This is a genomic window from Cupriavidus sp. D384 (genome assembly GCF_001652915.1).
GTDB lineage: Bacteria > Pseudomonadota > Gammaproteobacteria > Burkholderiales > Burkholderiaceae > Cupriavidus.
The window spans coordinates 58,965-71,767 of the sequence record NZ_BBQI01000017.1 but is presented as its reverse complement, the minus strand read 5'-3'; the positions used below and the strand labels follow the sequence as shown (position 1 = coordinate 71,767).

Genomic DNA, 12,803 nt, shown 5'->3' with positions numbered 1-12,803 from the left:
CATGATGTATTCGGACCTGATGGACCGAGCCTACCCGGGCATGAAGGGGGATTCTCGCGATGACCTGGTGGAGTCGTTTCCCGTTGGAGCGGACCTCGGTTTCGGGCTGATTTGTGGCGAAAGCGCGGAAGGCGCGGTAGTGCCGGGCGCAGGCACCCGGATCACGGGGCTCAGCCTCCATACCCACACTATCCCCTTCGACGTCAATCGGTACAGGAAGACCGACTGTGCGTCGGTGCTGCGCCGTGGCGCTGGCTGGGCCGTCGTGGCGGCGGGCGGTGGCGTCACACCGGGGCGACCGGTGCGCTTCTCGACAACCGGCATGGTGTCCGACGATGGCGAGCTGGCCCTGCCGAACGCGGTTTTTCGTAGCGGCAGGGTGACGCTCGCCACCGGCGTCGAAATCGCGCTGATCGAGTTGCATCACCCATTTGCGGCCTGACGCCTGCGGCGCCCGACGCTACCCGAAGCAATCCGGAATCACGGCCCGCCTTGTGCGGGCCGATTTCATTTCCAAGAGGAAACCATGCCACACGTTCACTACGACGAAGCCGATCTGGCTGCGGTGCGGGAATTCGCTCCGCAGATGGGCGGACTGCGCCAGGACGAATCGATCTTCGCGGCTCGCCAGCTGGACTACGTGAAGTCCCGCACCTATGACCGCAAGCTGCCGCCTATGAACGGCCTGCGGCTCGTTCCCCAATCCTCCGAGGTGCCCGAATGGGCGGAGACCTTTACCTATCGCATCTATGACCAGGTCGGTATGGCCAAGATTGTCGCCAACTATGCCGACGATCTGCCGCGCGCCGATGTGAAGGGCGAGGAGAAGACCGTCCGCATCAAGGATATCGGCGACAGCTACGGCTACAACATCGCCGAGCTGCGCTCAAGTCTGCAACTGGGCGCCAATCTGCCGACCCGGAAGGCCAATGCGGCGCGCCGTGCCATCGAGGTAAAGCAAAACCAGATTGCGATGATCGGCGACCCGGCTTTCGGACTTTACGGGCTGATCACGCATCCCAACATCGGCTTCACGGTGCTGCCTCACGGCGACTGGGCGAATCACAATCGCACCGGCGACGAGATGCTGGAAGACGCCGACGCGCTCTACAACACCGTCCGGCTGCAGTCCCGTGGCGTGCATACACCCACGCTCTGGGCATTGCCGAGCATCGAGCACTCGCTGCTGTTCTCGCGGCGGGTTTCCGACTCCCAAGGCAAGACGGTGGGGGAATTCTTCCAGAAAAAGCATCCGGGCCTGAAGATCGAAGAAGCACCGGAACTGCAGAATGTAAGCGGCGCTCCGCTGACGCTGATGTACGAGTACAGCGAGGACAACCTGAGCATGGAGAACCCCATGCCATTCAACCAGCTTCCCGCGCAGGCCCGAAATCTCGAGTTGGTTGTGCCGTGCCTGGCACGTACCGCCGGCGTGACCGTGTATTACCCGTTGGCCCTTTCCAAAGCAGAGTTCTGAAATGATTAAAGTGAAGAACACGGCGGCGTGCGTCGTTTCCATCGGTGGCGCTGTCATCATCCCGCCTCTCGGCGTCGGCGAGGTAGATCCAGAACACAGCGGCGTGCAGCGGCTGTTGGCGCGCGGCGTTCTGCTCGGAGCGCCAACGGGGGATGATCCCGACGGCGTTGTGCCCGAAACCGTCGTCGAGCTGAAAGAAGCCCTGATGGCGCGCGGGATCGACTTCCCCGAAAACGCTCGCAAGTCTGAACTGCAGGCGCTGTACGACCAGACGAAGGCGCAGTAGCAATGGCCGCGACCCTGAAACTGTTGGGCTTTCTGGCGCCGGCCGTAGCCGGCGCGCCGGACGCTGACCAGGAAGCCGCGCTGGCCCTTGCTGCCAGCTATCGACCGTGGTGCCTGCCTGAGGTTAAACAGGACGAAGCCCAGGTCTGGTACGCGGCGTGGCTGCTCTACGGCCGGCAGCAGCAGACGGCTACCGTGCAAGCCATCGGCGTGGTGCCGGCCGGCATTGCCAGCGAGAAGGAGGGCGATCTGGCGCGTTCGTACACACATGACGGCGGAGGAAACGGCAGCATCGCTGATCCGATGGGCTTCCGCGCCCGGTATGAGCAGCTTGCGGCGCTGTGCGGCTTTGGCGCGATTGTCGCAGCGAAGGTGTCCCATGGGTGCCGATGTCAAGATCGTTGACCGTGGCCTGGCGAAGTTCGTCAAAAGGCAGTCGGCGTTGGCACGGCGCGGCGTGAAGGTCGGCATCCAGTCAAACGCTGGCAAAGATCCGGCCAGCGGCGTCGACATCCTCGACGCAGCCATCTTCAACGAGTTCGGTACCGAACATGCTCCGGCAAGGCCTGCCTTCCGCGATTTCTTCGAGAAGAACGTGAAGGTGATTGGCATGGCGATGGAGCGTCAAGCGGGCGCGGTGTCCGACGGCGCAAATCCGGCGACTGCGCTGGAGCAGCTGGGCCAGTTCGTCGAGAAGAACCAGAGGGCTCATGTCCAGCAGTCCAAGGCATGGGCAGTCCCGAACAAACCGGGAACGATCGAGAGGAAGGGCAGCGATACGCCGCTGATCGATCATGCCAACTTCGTCCGCGCGATCCGGTACGAGAGGATCTGATGAGCAGCTTCCGGAAACCAGTGCAGATCCGACGCCGCGCCGCGGGCCGGTGGCAAGCGGGGCGCTGGCTCGATGGCGCCGAAGCACCGCTGGTCACCGTACTGGCGTCTGTGCAGCCAGCCCATCGCGCTGACTATGACGGGATGCAGGCCCTGTCCGAAGGTCGGCGCATCGACGCCATGGTGCGCATCTACACGGACGCGATGCTGAATGTGGCAGGTGCGGATCGCCTGAACGGTGACTTGATTGTCTGGCGGGGTGGGCCCCGCCCGGGCGATTACCTGGTTGTGGCGATGAACCCGTGGCAGTCCGGGGTCATCCCGCACTACCGATACCTGGCGGTGCTGGAGGTCGAGGCGTGACGCCGGACAACGCAATACGCGAGCTGTTGCTGGCCGTGGCAGGCAACGTTCCGGTCATCTTCGCAGACGAGAGCGGACCTCGCCCGGATAAGCCCTACATACAGCTTCGGATCGGGAATGCGCGTCCGTTTCCCGTGTGCCGCGGCGACGTGGACGAAGCTGGTTTGCAGGTCGTGTCGGCGCATCGTGACGCCGGAGTGGAACTGCAGTGCTTCGGCAAGGGCAGCTTCCATGCGCTGGATTGCCTGGTGCTTCGTCTCGGTATGGCCGACGGGATGGCAAAGTCGGAAGCGCTGCGTCTCGCCGTGTTCGATGTGGGGGAAATCAGGTCGATACCTGTCTTGCGCGGCGGGACGACCTATGAGCCCCGCGCCATAGTCGAACTGGGTATCCGGTACGCCGTTGCCCTGACCGATGAAGTCGGCGTGATCGAGCGGATTGGGGCGAGGGGCGAGATGAGGGGAGGCCGCGCCGGCGCTCCGGAGATTGCGGTCAACGGCGGATAGTCAAACACAATTCATGAGAAGGCCGCCTCTGAGCGGCCTTTGTCATTCTCGGAGCCATGCATGGCGAACATCGATCGAATCGTCAACGTTCAGATCAGTCTGAACACGACGGCAATCAAGGAGCAGTCTTTTTCGGATCTGCTGGTGCTGGGCCCGCATGCGGCGGCGTTGCCGCGCGTGATGGCGGTGACTGAAGCCGACCAACTGCTGGATCTGGGCATTTCCGAGAGGAGCCCGGTGTACAAAGCAGTCCGGGACGTGTTCAAGCAGATTCCGACACTATCCCGGTGTTTCATCGGTCGTCAGCATGTCGACGAGGTTTCTGTGACCATTCGCGAAGCGAGGGAAGCGTCCTACAGCATCACGCTACATTGGTTTGTTGCGCGCGAGGAACAGTGGATCGAAACCGTGGCGGTCGAGGGCAAGGCAGGCGATACGCCGGAAGCCATCGCGCAGGCGCTGGCAGCTGCTGTCACGGCAACGAAGGCGCCGCTCACCGCAGTGACGGTGGGGCCGGAGCTGAGCATCGTCGCAAAGGTCGAAGGTACGCCGTTCGTGGTGCAGGTCAGTCGGAACATGACCATTGCCGAGCCGGCCAGCCGAGAACTGGTGACATGGGCGCTTTCCGAGTGCAAACGCGAAGCCGACTCATGGTATGGCATCTGTATCGCGAGCCGTGCGGAAGCCGACATCCTTGCTGCGGCGGAATGGGCCGAGTCCAACGGGAAGCTCTTCGGCGCTGCCCTGGCGTCGCGGGGCACCCTCGACGCCAGTACGTATGAGGATCTCGCTTCCCGGCTTGCAGCGAAGCAGTACTTCCGGACGCATATCTGGTACCACGCTCGGGCGGCGGAAGAATGGCTGGAGGCCGCCGTCTCGGCAAACCGGTTCACGTTCTACCCGGGGTCGGAGACATGGGCAGACGTCAAGCTCGCTGGCATCACGACAGACAACCTCACGGAGGGTGAATCCAGTGGGGCACAGTTCAAAAACGTCAACACGTTCGAGCCGTTCCGCAACTTCGCTATCACACAGGGCGGAAAAGTCGCATCTGGCGAATGGATCGACGTGATTCGCTTCCGCGACTGGCTGGCCGAAGCGATCAAGGTCAATGTCATGTCGGCGCTGGTGAACCTGCGCAACCGTCAGGGCAAGGTGCCCTTCACGGACTCCGGCATCGAGGTCATCACCACTGCAATGCGGCAGGCGCTGGACCTTGGCGTCACGCGTGGAGGCATCGCGCCTGCAGAGGTCGACGAGGATGGGCGGACCATTCCCTCGTACACGATTGTGGCCCCGCGCGCGGCAAGCGTGCCGTTCAACGACAAGGCCAGCCGGATGTTGTACGACGTTGGTTTCACGGCACGCCTGGCCGGGGCCATCCACGCCGTCAACATCAAGGGCAACCTGACCTATTCCCTGTAACCGGAACCAGGCATGACCACACACACCTATGATCCCGCCCGCATCAATGTCACGGTCGGGGCGGCCACGCTGTCAGGCTTTGCGGAAGACAGTTTCATCGGCATCGAGGAACTGGGCGACGGCGTGACATCGAAGGCGGGAGCCGACGGGGAGGTCGCGCGCGCCATGTCGAGCGACCGCCGTTGCCGTGTCACGATCAAGCTGCTGCAGACGAGCCGCAGCAACGACCTGCTGTCTTCGCTGCTTCAGGCAGACCGCCTGAGCGGCGGCAACGGCCTCTTCCCCGTGGCTGTAGCGGACCTTCGGGGCCGATCTGTGCTCCACGCCTCCGAGGCGTGGGTCGTCAAGTTGCCCACCTCGGAGTTCGGCAAGGAAGTGGGCGAGCGCGAATGGATCATCGAGACAGGCGGCGGCACGTATTTTGTGGGAGGAAACACGTAATGCGACAAAGCATGAGGATCGGCGACGTCGAGTTTCACGTCCAGAAGTTCGATCCGTTTCGGGCGCTGCCAATGTTCTTCGATCTGCAGCGCGAGATTCTGCCAGCGGCCGGCCATCTTCTGCAGGCGACCGACGATCCTGTCACTGCCGGCGCGGTGGAGGCGGGCATCACCGGTGACGATGGATTGGTCCAGGCATTTCGCGCGCTGTCGGAGAAGCTGGATGGCAAGACGATCATGCAGTGGGCCGAGCGCCTGCTGGATGAGAAGCACATCTCCGTGACGATCAATGGGCGTGACACGGCGCTTGACGCGGCGACGCGTCTGGTCGCTTTCCGCGACCCTGGCGACATTCTTGAACTGATGTACCACGTCATCAGGATCAACTTCGCGGATTTTTTGCTGCGCTGGGCCGACCGTTTTGGCGGGGCCCAAAAACTGAGGGCCAGGCTGTCGGCAGGTTCCGGGATGACTTCGAAACCGAACTGATGATCTGGCGGCCGATTCACCGCGGCAAGGTATCGCTGACCGAGGTGAAGGGCGGCGTGGCTGATCTGGTGGACCTGTTGAAACTCAATGCGTTGCTCGATGCCGAGGAAGCGGCAGAGGCGGCGGCATACAAGAAGGCACAGTCGAGATGAATGCCATTCGCGAACTGGTCACCGTCCTTCGGTACAAGGTCGACAACTCGGATCTTCGCAAGTACCAGGCAGCGGCCCGGCAGGTTGCAGCAAGGGCCCGCGCTGCTGCGCGCACCGTCACGGAGTTTGGGGCAGGATTCGCGCAGGGTGCCAGGCAGGGGTTGCGGGACGTGCTGTCAGGTCAGCAAGCGCTCAACCGGGCGCAGCGGCGTGGTGTAGAGACGGCGCGCGAGATGCGGCAGGGCTACACGCAGATCGCCGGGCTCGTGCGCACGATAGTTGCCGGCATGTCGGTCATGTCTGCGACCAGAATTGCCGACGAATGGGCGGGCGTCGAAGGGCGCGTCGCACTGAGCACCGACAGCGTGGCGGAGCGGAAGGCTGCGTTGAAGGAGATCTACGCCATCGCCCAGCGCACGCGTCAGGCTTACGCGGCCACCGGCGATCTGTTCCAGAAGGTGCAACGCAACGCCGGCCCGCTCGGCCTGCAGCTGACAGATTCCCTGGGCCTGACCGAGATCATCGGCAAGGCGATGACCATTGGCGGCGGCGACGCCGGATCTCAGCAGGCCGCGCTGCTGCAGCTGGGGCAGGCGCTTGGGGCCGGCTCCCTACGCGGCGATGAGCTGAATTCGATCATCGAGCAGGCGCCGCGCCTCGCGCTGGCAATTGCGGATGCCTTCGGCGTGACCGTCGGCGAACTGCGCGACCTCGGCAAGGCGGGCAGGTTGACGAGCCGGGAATTGGCCGCAGGCTTACTGCGCCAGGCAAACAAGATCAACGCCGAGTTCGAAAGGATGCCGAAGACGTTTGGCGGCGCCATGGTCGTGCTCAAGAATGCCGTCGGCCGGCAGATCGCCGCGCTGAACCGCGCCACCGGCGCCGCGCGCCGCTTCTCGACGGCCGTGGAGTGGCTTGCCCGTAACCTCGCCGAGGTGCTGAAGCTGGTCGTGCTAATCGGCGCGTCCACCGGCCTGGTGGTGATGCGCCGGCGCATCCTCGCTGCGACGACGGCGACCAGGCTGCTGCAGGCCGCCATGATCCGGTTGCGCACGATTTCGATGGCTGCGCTCTGGCCCTTCCTCCGCATGGCGGCGCTGCTTGCCAGCATTTACCTGATCGGTCAGGACATCTGGGTCTGGCTGCAGGGCGGGGATTCGGTCATAGGCGACCTGCTGGGGCCGGCCGAACAGTGGCACGACACGTTTGAACGGATCCGGCAGGCGGTCGACGCGATCAAGGATGCGCTCGGCGGAGCGGGGGAACAGCTTGCGCCGTGGCTGGCGAAATGGGGCACCGTAGCCACCCTGGTTGTCGGCTTGGCGAAACCGCTGTTCGCCGTGTTTCGCCTGATCTTCGGTATTGGGAAAGGCATTTTCTGGCTCGTGCGTGGCGCCGCCATGCTCGTCGCGGGGCTGGCTGCCATCGTCGGCTGGCCGGCAGTGCTGATCGCCGCCGCCATAGCGGCGGTGATCGCACTCGGTGTCTACATCTACAAGCATTGGGAAGATATCAAGGCGTGGGCTGGCGAAGTGTGGGATTCGGCCAAAGCGTCGATGAAAAGCTTCTACGACCAGGCGCTGAACTGGATCAAGGGCATTGGCAAGGCTATTTCGGATTGGATTGGCGAGCGAATCGCCGGCGTCCGGATACCGAACTGGATGCGGCGCGCAGCGAGCTGGGTTGCAGGCGGCACACCCATTACGTCGCCGGGCACGATCCAGCGCCAGTCGCATGGCGCTGCCGGCGGCACCACGGTCAACCAGACGAACCACGTGACGGTCAACGCCGCCAACGCGGAGCCGGCCGCAGTAGCCGCGGCGACTCAGCGTGGCATGGACCGGGCGAGCCGAGGTGGTCGAGCGCCGTTGCCACCTGGCGTGGAAGCGGCGGCCTGACCAACAAACGGAGTGAATCATGAGCGATGTTTCGCTAGTTGTATCAGGCATGGGTGGGCGCTCGACGGTGGGCGCCATTACGCTCGATGCCCTGTTGTCCGAGACCACCGAGTTGTCCAGCCAGACGACAGCTTATGCGGTGGAAGAGGGCGCGCCGGTCTCGGATCACATTCGGCCGGAGAACGAGAGACTTTCGCTGTCGGGCTGGGTGACGGCATCCACCACCACGCTCTATAGCGGCGCCTCGGGCCGCAGCAAGCTGGTTGCGGCGAAGGATGCGCTGCGCGCGATCCACCGGGACCGCCTGCCCGTGGTCGTGGTTACGGGCCTGGACACCTACACCGACATGGTGATGGAGTCCTGCAAGATCAGCCGCGATACGCAAGGGGACTTCTTCGATATCGCCTGCGAGTTGCGCAAGATCCGCAAGGTCAAGCTGAGGTCCGTGGACATTCCGCCGGAGAAGGTGGCAGCGGCGAACAGCAAGGCGCGCGGCAAGGCAGGGGGCACGAAAACGAATGCGGGCAAGGTCGCTCCTGCCGTGCCGACCGAGAAACAAGCGAGCGACCTGAGACGCCTGCTGGGCAGGTCGTAATCTATGCTGACCCTTCCCGTGAGCGACGCCAACGACAGCCTGATCGAAGTCGAGCTGGACGGCATGACGTGTTTCCTCCGACTGTCCTGGAACAGCGAGGCTGAACTGTGGTCGCTGGCGATCGAGAACGCCTACAACGAGCTGATCGTCGCTGGCGTGGCCGTTGTACCCGACACGCCGCTGCTGGCCCGCTTCCGGCACCTGTCCGTGCCGCCCGGGGAGCTGGTGGCGCTGGTGCCCGACCGGCGCGATGCTGTCGGGAGGGAGGCGCTGCCGGCCGGCGACGTGGCGCTGATCTACGTGGAGGCTTCGGAGCTGGCGAATGGCGCGCTTTGACCGAACGTATCGCCTATTGATCGGGAAGCCGGGCCAGCGCGGCATCGAGATCCTCCCGCCGCTGCGCTTGACCTTCGATATCGACAAGGACGCCAGCGAGCAGACCAACCAGCATCGGCTCCGCATTTACAACCTCCGGCCGGACACCCGGCGCGGCATCGAAGTGCCCGACGTGCATTGCACGCTCCATGCCGGCTACGTCGAAGAGGGTGGGCCGCTCTTGCTGGCCGCTGGCGCGGTCACTGACGCGTGGACGTTCCGTGACGGGCCCGACGTCGTCACCGAACTGGAGCTGCGCGATGGCTATGTCGAGGTCCGTGATACGGCCGTGTCGATCGGGTATGGCGCGGGCGCGTCCGCGCATCGCATCGTCCGCGACATAGCACAGCAGATGGGCCTGCCGCTGGTGATGGCCGACGGTGTACCAGACCGGATGTGGCAGAACGGCTTTGCCTACTACGGGCCGGCGCGGCAGGCGCTGCACAAGGTGGTGCAGGGGGCGGGGCTGGAGTGGTCGATCCAGAACCAGACGCTGCAGATCGTGCCAAGGCGTGGCACATCGAGGCGCCAGGCTGTGGTGCTGGCGGCGGACACCGGGCTGATTGGCGCGCCGGAGCGCACCCGGCACGGCGCGCGCGAGAAAGCGCGCGTTCGGGACGAACAAACCGGAAAGCGCCAGCAACTGGTCAGCGCGGCCCAGCAGCGCGACGGCTGGCGGGTGCGTTCATTGCTGCTCCCGCAGATCAACCCCGGGGATCTGGTGAAGCTGGAAAGCCGTACGGCGGAAGGCTTGTTCCGGGCCGATGCGGTGAAGCACACGGGCGACTCGGACGACGGCGACTGGATGACAGAACTGCAACTGGTAGACCGCGCCGCGCCACCGACAGGGAATCGCTGACATGAATGTGACAGAGTTGCGCCAGCTGATCGCCACCGAGTTGGCAGAGGTACACACGTGCCTGCCCGGCGTGATCGTGTCGTACGACGGTGCGTGCGCGGTGGTGCGGCCTGCGTTGCCCAAGCAGTTGGCAAATGGCACGGCGCTCGCGCCGCCGCAGATCGTACAGGTGCCGGTGTGCTGGCCAGCGGGCGACGTGGCCGGGCGGCAGGCGCTGATCTCGGTGCCGCTGCGGCAAGGCGATCCGGTGAAGCTGTCGTTCTCCGAGCGCGCGCTGGAAAATTGGCTGGCCGGCGCCGACAGCGCCCCGGATGACCCCCGGCAGTTCGACCTGTCGGACGCGTTTGCCACGCCGGTGGTGCGTCCGGGCGCCGGCAGAGCCGATACGGAGAACGTCAGCGTCCAGTACGGCCGGTGCGCGTTGAAGCTGACACCGGCAGGCGACGCCATCCTCGGTGGCCCCGGCGAGTTTCGGGTGACCATGCCGGCCGTCTTCGAGAAGGATGTGTCGGTTGAGGGGCTGTTTACTTACGGCGCTGGCATGGCGGGCAAGGGCGGCAGCGCCGGCACGCGGATCGCAGGCGACATCCACCACGGTGGCGGGACCATTCACTCCGACAACGTTGTCGACGACGGCCACCGGCACCACGACAGCCGTGGCGGCGACACCTCGGGACCCCTGCCATGACGCTTGATCTCGCGCTGGACGATGGGCACGACCTGGATCTGTCGCACAACGGCGATTGCTGGCTCGTGGACGGCGCCGGGCGAATCGGCCAGCAGATCCGGGTGACACTGCGCGCGCTGCTGGGCGAGTGGTTTCTCGACACGACGTTCGGTGTGCCGTACTTCGAGGCTGTCCTGGTCAAGAACCCGAATCGGGCCGCACTGGAGGCGATTTTCCGTGCGCGCATCGCCGATGTGCCTGGCGTGCGTACGGTGCGTCGAATCGATTTCCGGATCGACCGGGAGCGACGTTCGCTGGAGGTGGACTTTGCCGCCGATACCGATCACGGGCTCGTGGCGCGCCGGGAATTCTTGCGCGCTTGAGGAAATCTATGGAATACGGGGTAACGAAGGACGGCTTCGTTCGCATGCGCCTGCCCGAAATCCGGCAGGCCATCGTGGAAAGCTTCGTCGGTCGTCTGCGCAAAGCGGGTTTTGCTGGAAACATCGAAACGCGGCCCGACTCGCTGACCGGGCTGCTGGTCGATACGTTCGCGGATCGCGAGGCGGCGTTGTGGGAGCTGGCCGAAGGCGTCTATTACGCGATGTATCCGCCCACGGCCTCGGGCCTGTCGCTCGATCATGCCATTGCCTTTTCCGGCGCGCGGCGACTCCCGGACGTGCCAAACCGCTGCCACGTTGTGGCGTACGGTGTGCCGGGCACTGCCGTTCGAGCCGGCGCCCAGATCAGGCATCGGATCACGCAGAGGATCTGGCAGACCAACCGGGACGTCACGATCTCCGTGGACGCCGTCGCCGATGTCGCGTTGGCCGTTGGGCTGATGCAGACGGGCGTGGACTATACCGTCACGCTCGACGGCGCGCCCTACAGCTACCACGCCCGGACGGGGGACAACGCCGCCAGGGTGGTCAGCGGCCTGGCGCATGCGCTGCTGCCATGCGGCTTCAACGTCGAATCGGACGAGCAGACCGTGCGCGTGGTGTCGGATGGACGGCAGGCTTTCGCCGTTGCCGTGAGCGCCAATCTGGACTACGCGCGTGTGGGCAGCCCCGTCCTGGCGGAAAGCGTGGACTGTGAGACGCAGCTTACGCGCATCGGCGACCTCACCGAGATGGTTACGCAGGTGCCCGGCTGGACGGCTGTCGCGAACCTGCAGCCGGGCGCTGTCGGACACTTGGCCGAAAACGACGCAGAAGTGCGGTCCAGCTACCAGCGGGGCATCTACCGACTGGGCGCGGCCACGCTGCCGGCGCTGCAGAGCAATCTGAAGGAACGCATTGCCGGGGCGCTGGCGATCCGCGTCTACCAGAACGACGATGACTTGCCCGACGCGTTTGACCGGCCGCCACACAGCATCCACGTCGTGATCGATGGCGGTGTGGAAGACGACATCGGCGAGCAGATCTTCCGCACGGTGGCGGGCGGCGTCGATACCCATGGCGACAGGTCGGTGGTCGTGACGGACGACGACGGCGTGCCCCAGCAAATCCGTTTCGATCGCTCGCACCGCCTCTACACATGGGTGCGGGTCAAAGTCAGGACGCAGGACCCGGAGGAGGAGAGGTTTCCCGGCGATGGCTACAACACGGTCAAGAAGGGGATCGTGGCCATCGGGAATCAACTCGGCATCGGCGAGGACGTGGTGCTGCAGCGCCTCTACGCCGGCGTGTTCCAGACAGCCGGCATCGCGCGCGCGGAGATCCGGCTCGCGTATTCGGCCGATCCGGCGTATGTGCCGGCCGAAGGCGACTACCAGGACGCCAACATCATCGTGAGCCCGTTCGAGCGCGCGCGGTTCGACGTGTCGCGCGTGGAGGTGCTGGCATGGACCTGAGGCAGCGGCATGACGAGGTCGCGTGGGACAACTGGCTCGGCCAGTTCCACGGCAAGCCGAAGCTGGAGGCGCTGGTATGCGGTCTCCTGGCGCCGGCGAACCTGCTGCAGGCTGCGCTGCTTCAACTCCACACCGAGCGGTGGCTGGATGTGGCGGTGGGAACGCAACTCGACATGATCGGTACGGTCGTGGTGCTGGACCGATCCGGGTCCCTGCTGCCACAGCGCTGGGCCGCAAGCGATCCGGCGCGGATGAACGACGACAGCTACCGCAGCCAACTGCGCTGGAAGATCGCCATCAATAACGGCCACGGGACGATCCCTGAGATCTCGGCGGCGCTCAAGGCGGTGCTCGGTGCCACGCGCGCCGTCGTGCAGAACGCCGGCAACGCGAAGTTGCGGATCTGGCTGGATATCCTGCCAAGCCAGAGTCCATTCGCGCCGGGCACTGTTCGTCTCCTGGTGCCGAAGGCGGCCGGGGTCGGCATTCGGTCGATGGCTGGCGGTGGTAGCAAGCCGTTTGGCTTCAGACATCAACGTTGTTACGGGTTTGGCGTCGGCTTTCTTTCGAGGAACTTGTGAGC

General features: G+C 64.7%; 19 protein-coding genes. All 19 read left to right on the top strand.

What is annotated here, in order from left to right:
* The first annotated feature begins 1 nt into the window (after position 1).
* The 19 genes from A9J21_RS07805 to A9J21_RS07720 all read left to right on the top strand — a co-directional run bounded on the left by A9J21_RS07805 (position 2) and on the right by A9J21_RS07720 (position 12,801).
* On the top strand, positions 2–442 hold the full coding sequence (locus tag A9J21_RS07805) for a hypothetical protein (RefSeq protein WP_231906852.1): 441 nt from the start codon (positions 2–4) through the stop codon (positions 440–442).
* Positions 443–586: 144 nt separating this feature from the next.
* Positions 587–1,477, top strand: a complete 891-nt coding sequence (locus A9J21_RS07800; RefSeq protein ID WP_231906851.1) for a DUF2184 domain-containing protein — start codon at positions 587–589, stop codon at positions 1,475–1,477.
* A gap of 1 nt (position 1,478) precedes the next feature.
* Positions 1,479–1,763, top strand: coding sequence for a HeH/LEM domain-containing protein (locus tag A9J21_RS07795; RefSeq protein ID WP_066733553.1), 285 nt, complete (start codon positions 1,479–1,481; stop codon positions 1,761–1,763).
* A 2-nt stretch (positions 1,764–1,765) separates the two neighbouring features.
* Entirely contained in the window at positions 1,766–2,167 is a 402-nt protein-coding gene (locus A9J21_RS07790) for a DUF4054 domain-containing protein (protein ID WP_066733551.1), read from the top strand.
* The gene (locus A9J21_RS07785; protein WP_066733549.1) at positions 2,142–2,597 is read left to right on the top strand and encodes a hypothetical protein; all 456 of its coding nucleotides are present in this window, start codon (positions 2,142–2,144) and stop codon (positions 2,595–2,597) included. The genes A9J21_RS07790 and A9J21_RS07785 overlap by 26 nt, the downstream gene beginning before the upstream one ends.
* The gene (locus A9J21_RS07780) at positions 2,597–2,959 is read left to right on the top strand and encodes a hypothetical protein (RefSeq protein WP_066733548.1); all 363 of its coding nucleotides are present in this window, start codon (positions 2,597–2,599) and stop codon (positions 2,957–2,959) included. Before A9J21_RS07785 ends, A9J21_RS07780 begins: the two co-directional genes overlap by 1 nt.
* Positions 2,956–3,465: an LIC_12616 family protein gene (locus A9J21_RS07775; RefSeq protein WP_066733546.1), complete on the top strand. Its 510-nt coding sequence runs from the start codon at positions 2,956–2,958 to the stop codon at positions 3,463–3,465. The genes A9J21_RS07780 and A9J21_RS07775 overlap by 4 nt, the downstream gene beginning before the upstream one ends.
* A gap of 60 nt (positions 3,466–3,525) precedes the next feature.
* Positions 3,526–4,890 carry a DUF3383 family protein gene (locus tag A9J21_RS07770; protein ID WP_066733544.1) on the top strand — a complete coding sequence of 455 codons (1,365 nt, stop codon included), beginning with the start codon at positions 3,526–3,528 and terminating at the stop codon, positions 4,888–4,890.
* A gap of 12 nt (positions 4,891–4,902) precedes the next feature.
* Complete coding sequence (locus tag A9J21_RS07765) at positions 4,903–5,331, top strand: phage structural protein (RefSeq protein WP_066733542.1); 429 nt, start codon at positions 4,903–4,905, stop codon at positions 5,329–5,331.
* A gap of 11 nt (positions 5,332–5,342) precedes the next feature.
* A complete protein-coding gene (locus A9J21_RS07760) occupies positions 5,343–5,819 on the top strand; it encodes a phage tail assembly chaperone (RefSeq protein ID WP_082926294.1) in 477 nt (158 codons plus the stop codon).
* On the top strand, positions 5,819–5,971 hold the full coding sequence (locus A9J21_RS31905; RefSeq protein ID WP_197497473.1) for a hypothetical protein: 153 nt from the start codon (positions 5,819–5,821) through the stop codon (positions 5,969–5,971). The genes A9J21_RS07760 and A9J21_RS31905 overlap by 1 nt, the downstream gene beginning before the upstream one ends.
* Positions 5,968–7,869 carry a tape measure protein gene (locus A9J21_RS07755; protein ID WP_066733538.1) on the top strand — a complete coding sequence of 634 codons (1,902 nt, stop codon included), beginning with the start codon at positions 5,968–5,970 and terminating at the stop codon, positions 7,867–7,869. Before A9J21_RS31905 ends, A9J21_RS07755 begins: the two co-directional genes overlap by 4 nt.
* Before the next feature lie 19 nt (positions 7,870–7,888).
* Positions 7,889–8,464, top strand: a complete 576-nt coding sequence (locus A9J21_RS07750) for a phage baseplate protein (RefSeq protein ID WP_066733536.1) — start codon at positions 7,889–7,891, stop codon at positions 8,462–8,464.
* Between the two features lie 3 nt (positions 8,465–8,467).
* A complete protein-coding gene (locus A9J21_RS07745; protein WP_066733534.1) occupies positions 8,468–8,800 on the top strand; it encodes a phage baseplate plug protein in 333 nt (110 codons plus the stop codon).
* A complete protein-coding gene (locus A9J21_RS07740; protein WP_066733532.1) occupies positions 8,787–9,698 on the top strand; it encodes a phage protein in 912 nt (303 codons plus the stop codon). Before A9J21_RS07745 ends, A9J21_RS07740 begins: the two co-directional genes overlap by 14 nt.
* A 1-nt stretch (position 9,699) precedes the next feature.
* Positions 9,700–10,386, top strand: coding sequence for a Gp138 family membrane-puncturing spike protein (locus A9J21_RS07735; RefSeq protein ID WP_066733530.1), 687 nt, complete (start codon positions 9,700–9,702; stop codon positions 10,384–10,386).
* Positions 10,383–10,748 carry a hypothetical protein gene (locus A9J21_RS07730; protein WP_066733528.1) on the top strand — a complete coding sequence of 122 codons (366 nt, stop codon included), beginning with the start codon at positions 10,383–10,385 and terminating at the stop codon, positions 10,746–10,748. Before A9J21_RS07735 ends, A9J21_RS07730 begins: the two co-directional genes overlap by 4 nt.
* Before the next feature lie 8 nt (positions 10,749–10,756).
* Positions 10,757–12,220 (top strand): hypothetical protein, encoded by a 1,464-nt coding sequence (locus A9J21_RS07725; protein WP_066733522.1) that lies wholly within the window; start codon positions 10,757–10,759, stop codon positions 12,218–12,220.
* Complete coding sequence (locus A9J21_RS07720; RefSeq protein ID WP_066733520.1) at positions 12,211–12,801, top strand: DUF2612 domain-containing protein; 591 nt, start codon at positions 12,211–12,213, stop codon at positions 12,799–12,801. The genes A9J21_RS07725 and A9J21_RS07720 overlap by 10 nt, the downstream gene beginning before the upstream one ends.
* Positions 12,802–12,803: the final 2 nt, after the last annotated feature.